Source organism: Dolichospermum sp. UHCC 0259 (assembly GCF_009711935.1).
GTDB lineage: Bacteria > Cyanobacteriota > Cyanobacteriia > Cyanobacteriales > Nostocaceae > Dolichospermum.
Genome location: NZ_VIKX01000181.1, coordinates 29,745 through 47,626, shown reverse-complemented (window position 1 = coordinate 47,626; position 17,882 = coordinate 29,745). Strand labels below are relative to the sequence as shown.

General features: G+C 39.9%; 13 protein-coding genes. 6 read left to right on the top strand and 7 right to left on the bottom strand.

Translation table 11 applies throughout. From position 1 onward, the window contains the following. Positions 1 to 82 precede the first annotated feature (82 nt). Together FJR05_RS14185 and FJR05_RS14180 are read right to left on the bottom strand one after the other, a co-directional pair. Positions 83 to 2,515 (bottom strand): DMT family transporter, encoded by a 2,433-nt coding sequence (locus FJR05_RS14185; protein WP_168644695.1) that lies wholly within the window; start codon positions 2,513 to 2,515, stop codon positions 83 to 85. A gap of 311 nt (positions 2,516 to 2,826) precedes the next feature. Then, positions 2,827 to 4,083, bottom strand: coding sequence for an inorganic phosphate transporter (locus FJR05_RS14180; protein ID WP_168644694.1), 1,257 nt, complete (start codon positions 4,081 to 4,083; stop codon positions 2,827 to 2,829). A gap of 129 nt (positions 4,084 to 4,212) precedes the next feature. Between FJR05_RS14180 and FJR05_RS14175 the strand changes: the two genes are divergently transcribed. Continuing rightward, positions 4,213 to 5,274: a class I SAM-dependent methyltransferase gene (locus FJR05_RS14175; protein WP_168644693.1), complete on the top strand. Its 1,062-nt coding sequence runs from the start codon at positions 4,213 to 4,215 to the stop codon at positions 5,272 to 5,274. Between the two features lie 516 nt (positions 5,275 to 5,790). Here FJR05_RS14175 and patX read toward each other — a convergent pair. From patX to queC, 3 genes are all read right to left on the bottom strand, one after another. After that, positions 5,791 to 6,027, bottom strand: a complete 237-nt coding sequence (gene patX / locus FJR05_RS14170; protein WP_027401389.1) for a heterocyst-inhibiting protein PatX — start codon at positions 6,025 to 6,027, stop codon at positions 5,791 to 5,793. A 107-nt stretch (positions 6,028 to 6,134) separates the two neighbouring features. Beyond that, positions 6,135 to 7,922 (bottom strand): FAD-dependent oxidoreductase, encoded by a 1,788-nt coding sequence (locus FJR05_RS14165; protein ID WP_305791111.1) that lies wholly within the window; start codon positions 7,920 to 7,922, stop codon positions 6,135 to 6,137. A 148-nt stretch (positions 7,923 to 8,070) separates the two neighbouring features. Continuing rightward, entirely contained in the window at positions 8,071 to 8,766 is a 696-nt protein-coding gene (gene queC / locus FJR05_RS14160) for a 7-cyano-7-deazaguanine synthase QueC (protein WP_168644692.1), read from the bottom strand. A 668-nt stretch (positions 8,767 to 9,434) separates the two neighbouring features. Between queC and FJR05_RS14155 the strand changes: the two genes are divergently transcribed. The 5 genes from FJR05_RS14155 (at position 9,435) to FJR05_RS14135 (ending at position 14,730) form a co-directional block, all read left to right on the top strand. After that, complete coding sequence (locus FJR05_RS14155) at positions 9,435 to 10,517, top strand: Gfo/Idh/MocA family protein (RefSeq protein WP_096668248.1); 1,083 nt, start codon at positions 9,435 to 9,437, stop codon at positions 10,515 to 10,517. Between the two features lie 289 nt (positions 10,518 to 10,806). Further along, positions 10,807 to 11,967 carry a ParM/StbA family protein gene (locus tag FJR05_RS14150; protein WP_168644691.1) on the top strand — a complete coding sequence of 387 codons (1,161 nt, stop codon included), beginning with the start codon at positions 10,807 to 10,809 and terminating at the stop codon, positions 11,965 to 11,967. Positions 11,968 to 11,972: 5 nt separating this feature from the next. Then, positions 11,973 to 12,446, top strand: a complete 474-nt coding sequence (locus tag FJR05_RS14145; RefSeq protein WP_168644690.1) for a plasmid segregation centromere-binding protein ParR — start codon at positions 11,973 to 11,975, stop codon at positions 12,444 to 12,446. A 301-nt stretch (positions 12,447 to 12,747) separates the two neighbouring features. Then, entirely contained in the window at positions 12,748 to 13,755 is a 1,008-nt protein-coding gene (gene trpS, locus FJR05_RS14140) for a tryptophan--tRNA ligase (RefSeq protein ID WP_168644689.1), read from the top strand. A gap of 60 nt (positions 13,756 to 13,815) precedes the next feature. Next, entirely contained in the window at positions 13,816 to 14,730 is a 915-nt protein-coding gene (locus FJR05_RS14135; RefSeq protein WP_168644688.1) for a methylenetetrahydrofolate reductase, read from the top strand. Positions 14,731 to 14,800: 70 nt separating this feature from the next. Here the strand turns inward: FJR05_RS14135 and FJR05_RS14130 are convergent, their stop codons facing one another. Both FJR05_RS14130 and FJR05_RS14125 read right to left on the bottom strand, forming a co-directional pair. Further along, positions 14,801 to 17,398 (bottom strand): P-loop ATPase, Sll1717 family, encoded by a 2,598-nt coding sequence (locus FJR05_RS14130; protein WP_168644687.1) that lies wholly within the window; start codon positions 17,396 to 17,398, stop codon positions 14,801 to 14,803. After that, complete coding sequence (locus tag FJR05_RS14125; RefSeq protein ID WP_168644686.1) at positions 17,395 to 17,820, bottom strand: HEPN domain-containing protein; 426 nt, start codon at positions 17,818 to 17,820, stop codon at positions 17,395 to 17,397. The genes FJR05_RS14130 and FJR05_RS14125 overlap by 4 nt, the downstream gene beginning before the upstream one ends. Between the last annotated feature and the right edge of the window lie 62 nt (positions 17,821 to 17,882).

Sequence of the window (17,882 nt, the reverse complement as noted above, 5' to 3'; positions counted from 1 at the left end):
GGATAATACAGCGATACCACCGATGAATAGGGTAATGTCGTGAGCAGGAATATTAGTAACCTACTCCCCCAACCTCCCCCACTCATTTAGTCGGTTGTAGCTGGTTAGGTGTTTTTTTCCAGCTAATACTCGCTGCACCAAGGGTCACTAAGATAACTCCGATGACTTGGACTATATCTAGAGATTCTTGCAGCATGATCCCGGCGAAAATTACGGTTAAAATCGGGACTGTAGCTCCAATTAAAGAGGAGAACGGCGAACCTAGTTTACGAATGCCAAAATTATTGAATAAGTAACCGCACAAAGTTAAAACACCTAATATAAATGCACTTAATACCAGTTCAAGGATATTAGATGAGCTAATTGCTAAACCTAAATTACCGGGTAATGGAATTATTAAGCAGATAAAACTTAATAACAACATGGTGGTGAAGTTAATTAAAGTCAAAGATACGGGATGTAACTTGAGTTTAGTGGCACATATTCTCGTGAGAATGACGTAAATCGCAAATGATAGCCCAGATAGAATGGCTGTGGTGCTGCCTAGTGAGGTGTTATTCACCCCTGTAGACTGACTACCTAAAACTAATAATTCACCACAAAAAATTGCTGCCATTGCTCCAGTAGCTAGTAAATTAGGACGTTCCTGAAACATAACCCAGGACAAAAACACGCTCATAACTGGATAGATAAAGAAGAGAGCGATCGCCATTCCTGTTCTGACTTCACCAATAGCAATGTAAATAAATACCTGGGATAAAAATAATAAACAACCGCTAACTACTGACAAAAATAGAGCCTGTTTAGTTTTGTTCTGAGTAGGCGTTGCCTTTGCTTTTAATGAGGCAAATAAATTTTCTAATTCTTGCCAAATAGGAGGATGTAATATAGGCGATAAAAGTAACATTAATGGCACAACCACTAATAAACGTAGCATCAAAATCAAGAAAATATTCCCCAATGTCGGAAAGATTAACTGTTGTGTTGGCAATCCACCCAAAGGGTTAGAAGCTGTAAAGAAAATCGCTTTAATTGCTACGTTGTAAAGAGACGAAACCACTGTAGATAAAGCAATAAATAGGAAACCTATCTGTAACTGTGACCAATTGGGAGATGTCCGGGATCTTTGTTGTCTGGGAGTTATTTGTTGTTGAGGTGTTTTCGGTTGTTGAGGTGTTTTCGGTTGTTGAGGTGTTGTTGGTTGTCTAGGAGTTGTTTCCCGTCTTAATTTTGGTGTTGGCGGTCTTCCTGTGGGTAAATTAGGAGTTAAAACAGAAAGCGGTTCAGATTTTGCATCTCCCAGAGAAGGTGCTGTTAATACCTTAGAAGTCAAAATAGCACCAAGTTCAGAATTTGGATCTTCTGATGATCTATCTGGATTTACGAAAGAACTGGATTCAAGTGTTTTATTATCTGGTATGACTGTTGGTAAATCTGGATTTACGAAAGAACTGGGTTCAGAATTTGGATCTTCTGATGATGTATCTAGACTTACAAAAGCACTGGATTCAGGGGTTTTATTATCTGGTATGACTGTTGGTAAATCTGGATTTACAAAAGAAGTGGGTTCAGGTGTTTTATTGTCCGGTATTACTGTTGGTAAATTTGGATTTACAAAAGAAGTGGGTTCAGGTGTTTTATTGTCCGGTATTGCTGTTGGTAAATCTGGATTTACGAAAGAATTGGGTTTAGAAGTGTTATCTATTGGTGAAGATAATATAACCGCATTGGCTGCTGATGTAGAATCACTGTGTGCTGATTCGTGAGGAATCAAAGCAACTGGTTCAACAATGATTCTTTGTGGGGATTTTTCCGAAGAACCATTTTGATGAGTTATAGTTTCGCCACGCAGATTATCAGATAGTTGTAAAACGGTAGGTGCGCCGCCCGTTGTTGTTTTGACAGAGTTAGTATCTCGATTTTTTTCTACTTCACTTCGCAGACGATTAACAAATTCTCCTAGTATCGCTTCCCCTTGCTGTTGTTGACTATACATCCGTGACAACTGTTGGGAAAGATCACCTTGATAATTTTTGAGTTCTTGTAATAGTGAATTAAAAGCAATAGTTACCGTATCATCCAGACTGTCTAGCATATTAGTGACATTCTGTCCGATTTCATTAATAGCATTATTGTTTAGTTGAGCATTTTGCAGCGCAGATGAATCCAAGGAGTCATGCTCTACGGCTTGAGTAGCTAAAGTTTTCAATGAGGATTGTAATTGGGAAGATATATGTTTGGCTAAAACTTCTGCTAATTGACGGATTAATACTTGTTGTTCAGTGATTTGCCGGGATTGTTGGAGATTTTCTTTTTCCTCAATTAACTTTTGAATATCGCCAGATAAGCGATTTTTTTCAGTTTCTAGCCGTTTTACGTCTTCCTGCAACGACCTCAGCAGATTTTGTTGAAGATTTTCTAAATCTTCAACTACATCCCATAGAGCATTTTCTGCGGCTCTGGATAGCTCACCTCTAATGCGTGGGTTTTCTGGTCGCTTCTCAAATCGCCCCATCGGTTTCTAGCCTCTAACACCTTGATGATTAAGTTACTCAGCACTTTTGCGCGAACAACACCTGTATTAAGTTTCCTTGAGAAAAGACAGGAAACTGAACAATTTTACTGAACTTATAAATTTAATTAACTTATAAAAGCCTTACAAATGAATACCTAACTACTAGCATCAAATCCGTGCGGAATACCTATTGCTTGATAGTTGCCATCATGATGGGAGACTATTAATTTATAGAAGGGAACAGGGAATTAGGTTTTGGGAGATTCTGCTGTTTGTTACATAACATATTTTGTTTTTTCATGTCCACCTATCTAGTGCCAGTTTAGTGCTTTGAAAATTACCATCATGGTAAAAATAGTAGCACTCAGGGCGACGCTGATGGGAATGGTAATTAACCAAGCGGCGGCGATATTTTGGATAGTGGCAAATTTTATTGATTTAATATTTTGTACCAGTCCAATGCCCACAACTCCACCGACAAGGGCATGGGAGGTGGAAACGGGTAAACCTAAGCGGGAAGCTAATAAGATGGTGATAGCTGTGGCTAGTTCGGCGCAAAATCCGCTACTAGGTTCTAAGGAAATAATATTTTCGCCAATGGTGGCAATAACTTTTTTACCCCAAACTGCTAATCCTGCCACAATGCCGATCGCACCGAAAACTAGAATCCACAGGGGAATGGGGAGTTGATCACTGGGGACTTTACCTTGGTGGTTAATGTAGGAAATTACTGCTAGAGGTGCGATCGCATTCCCAACATCATTAGAACCGTGAGCAAATGCCACAAAGCAAGCACTTAAAACTTGAAATTTGGCAAATAATCCTTGAATTTTGTTTTCAATTTGACTATTTACCAATTGTCGCCAACTGATCAAGGTCAGGGATAATACAGCGATACCACCGATGAATAGGGTAATGTCGTGAGCAGGAATATTAATTTTTCCCTCTGTAAGTAAGAACTGGCTCAAGGGTTGAGTGATTGTCGGCAGAACGATAATGCCAAATACACTCAATAGCAATGTACTTAACCAGGGAATCCATTCTTGTAACTGAGAGAGGGGTTGAGGTTGGTTAAAAATCCATTGTTGAATCAGACTATACAAACTAGCGGCGATCGCACCACTAATTATCGGCGTTAAAATCCAGCCAACGGTAATTAAACCAATGGATGACCAATCTATTGCTTCTACTCCCAATGCTACCCAACTAAAGCCAGCGATCGCCCCCACAATTGCATGAGACGAAGAAACCGGTAAACCCCTAGCTGTGGCAATTTGTAGCCAAATCCCAGCCGTGAGCAGTACCGAAATCATCCCCATCACTAAAGTTTCTGGTATCGTCGCAAACAAAACCGGATTCGCAATTTTCGTACCCAGGGTAGACGTTACCTCTTGTCCAAACAAAACAGCACCAAGAAACTCTAACACCCCAGCAATAATAATTGCCTGTTTCAAGGTAATAGCCCCAGAACCCACAGAAGTTCCCATCGCATTAGCAACATCATTTGCACCCAAATTCCAGGCGACATAGAAGACTAAAAGAGCGACTATCGCAGTTTGTAGTTCCATAAAATAAACCATTCACACCTGTTAACAGGTAAAAATTGTTATGAATGATTTACATTTTCCATTTTTTTGGCTATAAAAATCTGGACGAGCTATAAAACTCGATACATTCAACAAAACTTAATTTTATCTATGTTTGATATTTTCACAAAATTAAGCTATCAAGCCCTGCAATCAGGGAAGAATTACTTTGCTTTTGCTCACAAAACCGTAAGTTCAGAGATCAAAAACCTAATTTATCCATCACTTCAGCCGAATATCAGTCCTTTATCCCAGAAATTGCTCACACAACTCCAAGACAACATGAACCAGTTATTGGCAACAGACTGGGAAGATAGTCAAGCAGGTGTGTATCCACAAAATTTATTATTTGATAATTCTTGGGAAGACTTCTTCCGTTACTATCCATTAATATGCTTAGACCTACCAAATATCTGGGAACGCATTAAAAACCGGAGATATCAAGAATTTTCCCAGGAAATAGCCACAGATAACTATCCCAGCTACTATGTACAGAACTTCCATTACCAAACAGATGGCTATTTGAGTGAACTGTCAGCCAATTTATATGACTTACAGGTAGAAATTCTGTTTGGTGGCTCAACTGATGCCATGAGAAGACGCATCCTCTGTCCTCTCAAATCTCAACTGATAGCATTTGACCATATTCCCCAAGAACAACTCCGAGTCATAGATATTGCTTGTGGTACTGGACGAACACTGAAGTTAATCAGAGCAGCTTTACCCGACGTATCTTTATTTGGTATAGATTTATCCTCAGCTTATTTGCGGAAAGCTAATGAGCTATTATCCCAAATTCCTGGAGAATTACCGCAACTCGTGCAAGGAAATGTCGAAGAGTTGCCTTATCGAGATAATTATTTTCATGGTACGACTTGTGTTTTTCTGTTTCATGAGTTACCAGCGGCAGTTCGTCAAACTGTAATTGAAGAATGTTTTCGGGTCACAAAACCAGGAGGCGTTTTTATCATCTGTGATTCCATTCAAGAAAATGATCTACCGGAGATGGAATTAGTTGTCAAAAACTTCTCAGAGACTTTTCATGAACCTTATTACAATCATTACGTTACAGATAAACTGGTAGAGCGGTTAGAAAAAGCGGGATTTGAGCAAATAGAAACCCAAGTTCACTTCGTCAGTAAATATTGGATTGCTCACAAACCAAGTCACTAGAGATTCAGCATTCACAATGACGGTTGATAACTAAGAAAAGTTTTCTTGTTCCTCACTTTGGGTAATTATTCCCACCTACTAACGCCCAATGTGTACCGGACGCGATTACCACAGGTGAGATTGGTGGGTGTATTAGTGACTTAGTCACCAATACACGCCAGGGTTTGAGCAATTACCGGATGTTTTGATGAAATATTGAACAATTTTCGAGAGATGAAGTGCTGTAACTGTCTATGTTTTTAGCAGAGAAATTGCAATACTGATAGCTTGCGTGATGACGCAGAAGCCATGCAACTGATCAAAGATATAGGGCTTGTAACTATCTATATCTGGTGTCAGTGAAAGGGAAATTTACAAACGATAGAATCAAACAAGTGTAGTGCTGTAACTGTCTATATCGTTTCGATTCAAGAAGTGGTATCTAGGATTTAAAAGATCCAATAATCCGGTAACATCATTTCTGGGTTGGCAGGTATTGCGCTCCAACGATTAAATAACAGAACTGAAATTGCCAACTTATCCATCTAATCCTCTACGACCACTACCTCGATGAGGATTGGGCTTTTCGGGTTGATTGGGGCTAGGTTTGGAGTTATCAGCCAGGTTGAAACTCTGGTTTAACACCAAAGGCGAAAGCTGGTAATCGGACTTAGCCATTGACAGAGCGGAAAAACGAGTCTGTACTGCTTCGCAGTTAAAAGCTAAGGAGCCAAATACCAGACTCGATACTAAAAGTGAAATGGCAGCACGCATAGTAGATGTCTATTTTAGAACTCTCTACTTCACTAATACTTAACTTTTATATGTCTATCCGGAAAATTTGCGAAAAAGTATTGTATTTTACTGAATAAATGTTCATTTTATACTTCTTCAATATATTCAACAAGTAACCAGTTCCCAGACAAATTTGGCCGCCCCCAAATCTTGAGTATTTTTTCTGGGGGAAAAGCTTGTAGTTGCTGATCTATATCAGGTATCAACGTCACAAGCTGCCAATTTGTTGTAGTTAAATTGGTTTCATTTGTAATATTAAATTGGTAATTTTGCTCACCTAGTCGTTGGAATTTGCCTGTAAAGCAGTTGAGGTTTAATGTATTATCTGGTCTCACCACAATACAAGGACAGTTACCATCAGCAGGATAAGCTTCTGGATGGTCTAAATAATAAGTTTGCCAGTACAACCAATCGGGATGATTAGTTAATAAGTTAAACAAGGGAACAATTACGCTAGGTGCATCGTCGTCTGTCAATAATGCAGCCTGCAAACTCTTCACTGGTAAATCCCTGGGCTGACATTCTAGCACAATACAAAGAGAAGCTGCCATACCTGCCGCTTGTCCAATTCCCATGACTACTGGTTGAAGTCTGGTAGCGCCGTTGGCAATGTGAGAAACGGAAATGTTTTTTTCACAAACTAGCAAACCATCTGTGGTGGCAGGGATTAGAGCGCGATAGGGAATTGTGAAGGGTGTTCCTGTCCATCTTCCACCCCAACGAATAGATTTAGGTTGCAGTGGGAACTCTACACCAGGATAATGATGATCATTGGCATAGTTACCGACGGCGATCGCATCATGAAATGGTAATGCGGTTTTGCCGTTGGCTAAAGGCAGCATATCCCGTTCAGAAACAGTTGTCAAGCCTACTAGGCGGCGACTTTCCCGATAATAGGGATGGAGAGCAAAGGCGGAGTTAGCATGGGGAAACAGGTTTTCTGCTAATCCGTAACGCCTACCAAACTGACTTTGAATGTGATGGGCGAAATTCTGACTATGCCAATAACATTCTTGCATAAATTCGCGCTTTTTCTCCCCTATATCTAGCAACCGATTGGCATTTTGGCAGTAATCGTTGCCCGCAATAGGCCAGTTAATCATAAATTGATTCGCTGGTAAGCGTCCATAGTTCAAAAATGTTTCTGCGCCATAGTTGTCCCAAGCTCCTGTAAACTGGGATGGATCATAGTTGGGGGCGGGGAGGATTTCTGGGGCGGTATTTTCGCCAAAGTCTTGCATGACTACTACCCAGGTTGGTGCTTGGACTGGATAGGTTTGGGTGAGGGAGTTAAAATTTGTTGGTGCGCTGGGTTCTTGCCATTCTGATTGTAGTTCCCAACCCCAACGATGAGGGATTTCGCCTAAAGCTAATAGGTCTCCTAATTCTGTGCCGTCGAGAATGATTTTGGCGTTGATGGTAAAATCTGCAAAGCGTATACCTGTGATACAGTCTTGGGTTCGCAATACTTCTAAGGGAACTTGTCCAGAAATCCATTGCAGGTTAGGTAGTTCTCGTACCCAGTCGGCAAATATTTCTGCACCAACACTTGGGTTATAAGTAAAAAAGCTGACCCAACTATTATCTAATCCACCCGGTTGTCTGCGTTGTAATTCTTGTAAGAACGCCCCCCATAATCCTGTTTGCCATGCTTGTAGTTCGTTGCCGTCTGGTGCTGAGACACCGGCACAGGTGAGCATTCCTCCTAACCAGGGAAATTCACTCACAAGGATTGTGTTTACACCTCGTCGCGCTGCTTGGATAGCCGCAGCAGTTCCGCCGGTGCCTCCGCCAACAACGAGGACATCGGTTGTATAGATTTGATTCATAGGATTAAGTAGGGTTTGCTGATAGCGAAGCGTGGCGTAAGCCATAAAAGTCTTTTTGTGAGGGCTAGGAGTCAGGAGTCAGGAGTCAGGAGTCAGGAGTTCAGGAGTTCAGGAGTTCAGGAGGAAGAAGAAAGAAAAATAGTTTTTCACCTGTTCCCTGTTCCCTGTTCCCTATTCTCAAATGCGTAACAGCTTAAACATAATCAATGGGATCTTCTAAACCCAATTCGGCAAAGGCTGCTAACCGCAATTGACAGGAATCACAGACACCGCAAGCTGAATCACCACCGGCATAGCATGACCAGGTGATTTCCCAAGGTACTGCTAATTGATTACCTAGTTGGATAATTTCTGTCTTTTTTAAATGAATTAATGGGGCGATAATTTCAATAGGTTGTCCTTCCCGTCCTTGTTTTGTTCCTAACTGGAAAACTTGCTGCATAGCTTCGATATAGTCAGGACGACAATCCGGGTAGCCGGAATAATCTAAGGCATTAACGCCAATATATACTCTTTGGGCGGCGATCGCTTCGGCATAGCCCAAAGCAAAACTTAAAAAGATGGTATTACGGGCAGGAACATAGGTTACAGGAATATTATCTGCCATTTCGTCGAGCGATAGCGAAGCGCTCCGTAGGAATCGCCCTGCCGGTAAATCAATCTTATTGTCCGTTAATGCCGAACCACCCCATTGTCGTAAATCAAAATTGACCACCTGATGTTGAATTACTCTAGCCGCCTTAGCAACCATAAAAGCAGAATGCAACTCTTTACTATGACGCTGTTGATAATTAAAAGAAATAGCGTAACATTCACAGCCATCAGCCTTGGCTTGGTAAAGAACAGTAGAAGAATCTAAACCACCAGACAACAAAATTACAGCTTTCATATTCAGAATAGGAAATGGGAGATGAAAAAATAGCAGGAGGAGAGGGAAATTTTCGCAATTACCAATTCCTTCATAAATTGCATCCAAAAGATGGGAAAATCAACAAAATACAACCAACAAAAATTAAATATGTACAAAAAGACTCTCAGAAATGAGAACATTAATTGTATAAATCGCCTAAAACATTATACTCTGAGTATTAACTATGTAATGACTTGTAATTTTACTTATAGAAAGGGTGATTAATTTACCGCTATAAAAACCCAGTATGTATTGAATTTAGTTAATTTCCTAAATACATACCTGACAATTCCTGTCAAGGGTTACAAAAAATTACAGAGTTAAAGAAAAAACACATACAGTAAGAGTCAGGAGTCAGGAGTAAAAATGGCTTTGTGTATAGGTTTCAATTTAGATTTTGTACCTCCTAACTACGCAACTTGCTGTAATTTTTCTAATAGTATAGATGAATAAAAACAGGATAATTAACAACTGTTAACGGAAAAGATCACCAGATGGCGGGAACTGAACCCAAACTTTGAAATTCTTCATAAAGATAATCACTATGTTACCATCTGGATGGTTTAAGACAAATCAAACCTGGCGTTTAAGTATAAAGGCCAACGACCGTAGCGTCTCTAAATTTGGTGGTTGAGGAGAGAACAATAGTGCAAGATAGCATATCAGTGTCAGAGCCAAATCTTTATTCACAGCGCAGCCAGCCGCACCATATTCGCATAGGCGTAATTGGGGTTGGTAACATGGGACAACATCATACCCGCGTGCTGAGTTCCATGAAAGATGTGGAATTAGTCGGCGTTTCCGATATTAATGTCGAACGTGGTCTAGAAACTGCCAGTAAATACAAAGTCCGGTTTTTTGAAGATTACTGCGACTTACTACCCCATGTGGATGCCATCTGTGTTGCTGTACCGACACGATTACATTATGCAGTGGGTATAAACTGTTTGTTGGCAGGAATCCATGTTTTAATTGAAAAACCGATAGCAGCTAGTATTTCCGAGGCAGAATCTCTAGTTAATGCTGCCGCCGAATCCCAGTGTATTTTGCAAGTTGGTCACATAGAACGATTTAATCCCGCCTTTAGGGAACTTAGTCAAGTCCTCAAAACCGAGGAAGTTTTGGCTTTGGAATCTCACCGCATGAGTCCTTATTCAGCGCGGGCGAATGATGTTTCCGTAGTGCTGGATTTAATGATCCATGACATTGATTTACTGCTAGAATTAGCCGCCTCACCAGTGGTGAAACTGACTGCTAGTGGGACTCGTTCTTTAGACTCAGGTTATTTAGATTATGTAACTGCGACCCTGGGCTTTGCCAATGGTATTGTTGCCACTCTGACAGCCAGCAAAGTTACTCACCGGAAAATTCGTCGCTTAGTTGCCCATTGTAAAAATTCATTTACAGAAGCAGATTTTCTCAATAATGAGATTTTGGTACATCGGCAAACCCCTGTCAATCCTCTGATTGACCATCAGAAAGTCTTATATAGACAAGATGGTTTAATTGAAAAGGTTTATACCACCAATGTTCAACCTCTCAGTGCAGAGTTAGAGCATTTTGTCAACTGTGTTCGCGGTGGCAATCAGCCCTCTGTGGGTGGTGAACAAGCTCTCAAAGCTTTACGCTTGGCTAGTTTAATTGAGCAAATGGCTTTAGAAGAGAGAGTTTGGAATCCATTAGAGTGGTCTTCGGAATCAAGAGTCCAATCTTTAACATCAACCATTTAGCAAAATTTAGCTAAAACTGGTAGTGGGGGAAAATTAATGATTTTTCTCCCACCAATGTGAGGGGTTAGGAGTAGGGGCAACCTCCTGTGGTTGGATGTCAAGAGGAGGACGAAAAAAGAAAAGCTTGATATTTCCCAAAACTGACATCAGAAATACTAAATCATAAAAAATTAACGATCGCCTGTTCTGAATTTTGACGTATTTCTAGTTACACTTAACCCAACCTAAAATTTTTTGTAGCTCACCTTTTTGTAAGATGAGCATGATAACTTTTTACAGAGGAGATTTCATGACAGATCAACCGCCCGTAGCTAATCCCATGAATGCTGCTGCTATTCCTATGAACCGCACTCCAGCAGCATCAGCAGCCACACCGATGAATTCTGGAAATTCTGGCAAGCTGCCAACCAATACTACGGGTAAAACTATTCTGAGTGTAGATTTAGGTAGAACTTCCACAAAGACCTGTGTAAGCCGTGAACCCGCTAATGTAGCTTTCATTCCTTCTAATGTGAAGCAAACATCAATTGAGCAAATTCGCGGTGGTGTATTTGAAGCTAAGGCTACTGACCCACTTATGGATTTGTGGTTGGAGTATCAAGGTAGTGGCTATGCTGTAGGGCAATTAGCTGCCGATTTCGGGGCTAATCTTGGCGTTGGCCAATCTAAGGTAGAAGATGCTCTGGTCAAAGTTTTATCATCTGCTGGTTACTTTAAGCTCAGAGATGAAATTTATGTTGTTCTCGGTCTGCCTTTCTTGTCTTTGGAGCAATTTGAAAAAGAAAAGGCACAGTTAACTAGCTTAGTAACCGGACCTCATGTAGTTAATTTCCGAGGTGAATCCATCACTTTGAATATTGCCAAAGTCTGGGTAATGCCTGAAGGATATGGTAGTTTGCTGTGGTCAGAAACTCAACCGAATAAAGCAACAGCAGTTCCCGATTTTACGAAAATATCTGTGGGGATTGTTGATATTGGTCATCAAACCATTGATATGATCATGGTGGATAATTTCCGCTTTGCCAGAGCTGCTTCTAAGAGTGAAGAGTTTGGGATGAGTAAGTTTTATGAACTGGTGGCTAAGGAAATAGATGGTGCGGATAGTCAATCATTGGCACTGATTTCTGCGGTTAATAAGCCTAAAGGCGATCGCTTTTATCGTCCCAAAGGTGCTAGTAAGCCTACAAATTTAGATGATTTTCTCCCTAACTTAACAGAGCAGTTTTCACGGGAAATTTGCTCTCGTGTGTTAGCGTGGTTGCCAGAGCGGGTAACTGATGTGATTATTACAGGTGGTGGTGGAGAGTTTTTCTGGGAAGATGTCCAACGTCTCCTCAAAGAAGCTAAAATCAACGCTTACTTAGCTGCACCTTCTCGGCAAGCTAATGCTTTGGGGCAGTATATTTATGGAGAAGCGCAATTATCTGCTGCTGTTCGCGCTAGGTCATAAAACTGATGTTCCAATGGTCAAAAAAGGTAGTTAAATCCGTTACGTTTAATCCAGAAATTGCTGATGAGAGTTTGTTAGCGCAGGTGGAAAACTCCTTAGAGACACAGCCAGATAAAACTTTCAGTGACCTGTGTAAGGAAGCTCTCTGGAAATTTTTGTGTGTCCCAGAAACTGTACAACCAGTTGCTAAGACCACAAATATAACTACGGTTGAACAAAAAATCGGTGAGATGCAAAATCAAATAGCTGGTTTTGAGGAACGTTTTTTGGCGAGGGAGTCTCATCGTTTGGAGGCGATAGAAAGTCAAATGTTGCAACTTACTCAACAAGTGGCAAATTTGGCAATTATCCTGAATCAACAACCACCTACTTATATTCCTCCTGATAGCGTTAGCGTGGCGCAAGCCATACCTGAATATGAACCTCAAGAAGTAGACCCCGTAATTAATCGTATTGGTCAGTTTCTTGATGATTTCTAAGCAAGAACTAGGTTTTTCTTTGTTTTGAATTTGAGCAAAACTCTGAACCAAACTACCCCAAGTCCCACCAAATAATGCTGAAATGGCTTATAGGTGGGATATTTTGTGTAAAAATTAAAAGCATTCCGCAGTAACAAGATTGGAAGAAGATTTTTCTAATTTCCAGCGATAATTGTCTCTTTTTGAGCTTGATTAAGACCTATGGCATGGTTGAAGCTATGAGGCTTGTTCTGTCTGCATTTTAACTCTTTTTGTCATCTCGTCAGATAAAATTGAGCAAGTTCTCGTTACATTGATAATTATGGGTAAGCAGCGCGTTTTGTCGGGAGTTCAACCAACTGGTAATTTACACTTAGGTAACTATTTAGGTGCGATTCGTAACTGGGTAGAAATTCAAGACCAGTATGAAAATTTCTTTTGTGTGGTAGATTTACACGCTATCACCGTACCGCATAATCCCGCAACTTTAGCGGCTGATACTTACAAGATTGCTGCTTTATATTTAGCTTGTGGTATTGATTTACAACATTCTCATATCTTTGTCCAGTCCCACGTTTCCGCACACAGTGAACTAACTTGGTTGCTAAATTGCATTACCCCCCTGAACTGGTTACAAGATATGATCCAGTTTAAGGAAAAAGCTGTTAAACAAGGGGAAAATGTCGGTGTTGGTTTGTTAGATTATCCTGTACTCATGGCGGCGGATATTCTGCTTTATCAAGCTGATAAAGTGCCTGTGGGTGAAGACCAAAAGCAACATTTAGAACTAACAAGGGATATTGTCAATAGGTTTAATCACCAATTTGCGAAAAAAGCACCTGTATTAAAGTTACCAGATCCTTTAATTAGAAAGGAAGGTGCAAGGGTGATGAGTTTGACCGATGGTACTAGGAAAATGTCAAAATCAGATCCTTCAGAATTAAGTCGGATTAATATTTTAGACTCTCCAGAGGAGATTACTAAGAAGATTAAACGCTGTAAAACTGATTTGGTGAGGGGTTTAACCTTTGATGATTCAGAACGCCCAGAATGCCATAATTTATTGACGTTGTATACGCTGCTGGCTGGAAAAACGAAGGAAGAGGTAGCGGTTGAATGTGCAGATATGGGTTGGGGACAATTTAAACCTTTGTTGGCAGAAACGGCAATTCATGCTTTAAAGCCGATTCAAGATAAATATCAGGAGGTAATGGCAGATAAGGGTTATTTAGAATCAGTGTTGCGGGATGGTGGTGAGAAAGCTAGAGCGATCGCTAACTCTACTCTAGCAGATGTGAAAGCTGCTTTGGGTTTCACTGTTCCTCTTTAAGGTTTAGGCTTTTAGGTGTAATTTGTTTTACCCTATTAGAAAACCGAACTGAATTACATTATGCTGGATACCCATAGTTTTAGTGCTTTTAACAACTTCCGTAAAGCCGCTCAAAAGGGTGACTTTTTAATTACCGCCGAAGTTGCACCTCCCAAGGGCGGAGATCCCACTCATACCATCGAAATGGCAGCGACTCTTAAGGGAAGGGTTCATGCTGTCAATATTACTGATGGTAGCCGTGCCGTGATGCGGATGTCTTCGTTAGTAGCCTCGGTGATTTTATTGCAAAATGGGATTGAACCGATTTGTCAGTTTGCTTGCCGCGATCGCAATAGAATTGGATTACAAGCAGATTTAATGGGCGCTCATGCTTTGGGTATCCGCAACATTTTAGCTTTAACTGGCGACCCTGTAAAAGTTGGTGATAATCCTCAAGCAAAAGCCGTTTTCGATTTGGAAGCTGTGCGGCTGTTGCAGTTAATTAAAAACATGAATCAGGGTTTTGATTTTAATGAGAAACCCCTCACTGATGGTGCATTAGATTTATTTGCAGGTGCAGCAGTAGATCCTCAATCTAAAAGTTGGTCAGGTTTACAAAGTCGGTTTGAAAAGAAAATAGCAGCCGGGGCGCAATTTTTTCAAAGTCAATTAATTACTGATTTTGAAATATTAGAAAAGTTCATGGATAAAATTGCCTGTGGTTACAACAAACCAATTTTAGCAGGAATTTTTCTGTTGAAATCGGCAAAAAATGCCCAGTTTATTAATAAAGCTGTTCCTGGTGTGAATATTCCTGAACACATTATTGAGAGATTAGCAAAAGCGAAACATCCCCTCGAAGAAGGCATGAAAATTGCTGCCGAACAGGTGCAAATTGCGCGGGGATTGTGTCAGGGTGTGCATATCATGGCGGTGAAGCGGGAAGATTTGATTGCCCCGATTTTGGATTTAGCGGGGGTGGGGAAGGTTAGTTAATTAGTCTTTGGTAAAGCAGCTAGTTTAGTAATAATAGCTGCTTTGCATTTGATCCCATTTTCAACCAAAATTATCCTTGTCCTTGGCGAGTCATCCCAATACCTTTTAAGTAAAGATCCGGGATTTTATATTTTTGAACATCTTCCTCAGTACCTTCATATATGGCTAATAAACCAACCTCTTTTGCTAAACTTAACTGCTGATCAAATTCTTGTATGTCACGAGCATGAACTGGTGAACTACCCAGGTTTCTTAACTTATTAATCAATTCTAGTAATTCAGGAAACTCTTCGTTAAGAGCGCCGAGTGCTTCTGTAGAAACTTCATCAAGAGATGATCTGAGAGAGCGAGGACGAATAATTGTTTTCTCATAAGGATTTATTTGTTGTTCTTGCTTTTCAATTAATGTAGCTGTTTTAAACAATTGTAAAAGTGATCTCGGATTACGATTATCAGTTCCATCAGCTAATCTATTCCATACCCAATTACGAGTAAAAGCAGATTTAGCACCTCCTTGCATCCTTTCTCCCACTAACAAATTCCAGACTTCAAATACTTGCGTTTCTGTCCAATCATCCTCATTATTTGATGACAGTAATAATTTACCGTAATTTGTTAAAGCTACAATATCTTTGAAAGCAGATGATAAAAGTGCTTGTTTGATGACAACTTTTAAGAAATCTGGTTTTTTACCCCAATTCAAAGTAATAGAACGTCCGAAGAAATGACTTTTATTCTCAAAACGTAATTGTCGCCAAATGTCTTCTCGCAGAACAATTTTAAATCTTAATTTTTCCAGATTATCGCTAATATCTGTAATCAAAGATAATAATCCTTGAATAGCGTTAGTACGTCTCAATCGATCAGGGTCTTCATAGCCAAAACCAGTATCTAATCCATCAAAAAGTAGCATTATATTATTAGTAGCAGATTTATCAAAACGGTTTAACCAATCTTTAGATAAAATTCCTATTTGGGGTCTACCTAATAAGATATTAATATAATCAATGATTGCGAGTTCAGTATCCAAGTTTTGACTCAAAACATCTGCTAACCTAAAATCAGGTTGTGGTGGTTGTGTTGGCCAAGATAAATGACAGGCTAGACAAGTTTGAATAGTCCAAAATTCTCGCCAGCTAGTTCCTGTTGAATTCAAAGTTTTTTCAATTTCCTTAAAATCATCAACACCAATTAACCATTTACGATTTCTTCTTAGTGGACCAGGAGATAACACAACTACTGATTGTTGTTGAGAGTCTTCCATCAGACGGCGAAAGATAGCTGTTTTCCCAGTTCCTTTCCGACCAAGCACTAAGGGTATATTAGGGTTAATAGCTTTATTAACTAAATCTGTTTTAACAAAGGTTTCTGAAAAGTTTTCTTGATACTCGGCTGTTCCAGCAGAGAACTCTAATTCATCTAAAATTGTTTCTTTAGAATCTGATAAACTAGCAGATTGACGTTGTTCACTTGGTCTGGGTAAAAAACCTTCTAACCATTCTGCTATAGGTTCATATTTCTGCCATATTTCCCGGTCAAGCAAAATTCCGTCAGAAGTAGCAACAGCTTCTTGGTAAGGGACAAAGTGAGTGATTTCAGACTCAACAAACTCAATACCTGAAAGCCAATCACTAATCCATTCTAGAGATGTATGTTGATAACGTTGAACAATTTCAGGAATTTTACTATTAGGAATAGGTGAAACAATAAATCTTGGTTCAGGAGTCAGATTTCTTCCCCGTTTTGTATGTGCAGCTAAAAGTGCGCGAACTAATGCTTCAGTTCCAGTCTTTGTTTGTGCGTGAGGAAAGAAGACAATAAATGCTAAATCTGCCAAATCAAATAATAAAGGTGCATTTAATGGTGTGATACCTGTGCGAGCATCAAGCAATATCACATCTGGTTTAAAAGACAGATTATTACTAAGTAACTGTATTAATTCTCTTAACGGATTTCTTTCTTCTCGATACCAGGCCGCAGGATCTAGCAGATTTAAAAGACGAGCATAATTAGCATCTGGGATACCTGCTGGTAAACAGTAAAGTTCATCCGTTTCTGAAATACGTAAAATATGGTTGCGGATATCAGGACGTTCACCTTGATCAAGTGCTACCAGAATAGATAATAACCCTTGTCCTGGCATAATCTCTGCCTCTTTACCAAAAAGTGCAGCTAAACCAGGCGCTTCCAAATCCATATCTACACATAATACAGTACGTCCACGACTGGCAAGAATACGGGCTGTATATGCTAGTGCTGTAGAGCGACCAACACCCCCTCTTAAAGAGTAAAATGTAGCAATAATGGGGGGTTCTAGGTCTTCTTCTAAATCGGAGGGAAAAAGAACGTTTTGAGGATTTTTACTGCGTGCTAATGCTTCTGGCCATAGGGGTAAATTTTGTATATCCTCTAGTGTAGAATCAATTGGTAGACTACCTGCCCATTCTTTTTCAGCAGGAGTTAATAATTCTATCCATTCAATGCTTATATCTTCCAGTCCTACAAGAACTATATTTTTTCTTTGTTCGGGGGATTTACCCTCAAATCCTGAAGAAACAACTACTATAATCCAGCCTGTAAAATCAGGTCGAACACGCAGATCCTCGATTTCTAAGTTGGCATTAGCTAGGTTATTTTGTATCCGTTCTTTGATTTCTGAATGATTCATTTTTTCTTCCTTGGCTTACTACGACGTACTTGTGTTTGTATCCATCCCGTTAATAATTTTGCTCCTTCTATCAGGTCTTTTGTTTCTAAGCCTAAATTATTTGGAAGAGAGGTTTCATATCTTAAACCCGTATTCCATTTTTCTTGTTCGAGGAAAAATGTTTGCATCCCTTGAGAATCTTTAAGATCAGAAAATTGAAAGCCAGATTGTTTCCATAATCCCGCTAGGTTATGTCCTTCTTTACCATACGTGGGAAGTTCTATCCCTTTTTTTTGCAACAGTGCCTTTAGACTGCATTCTATGGCATATCCTGCCATATAAACACAGCCCACTGAATTTGGTCTTTCTTTATATATAGCTTGTGCATCGGCTCCTCGTTCGTTAGCAACAGCAATCCAGCTTTGGGCATCTGTGGGACTCATTTAATTTTTATACAGTTTATATGCAAAATTACAGGCAATACCATTATCCAGATAAAGTATAC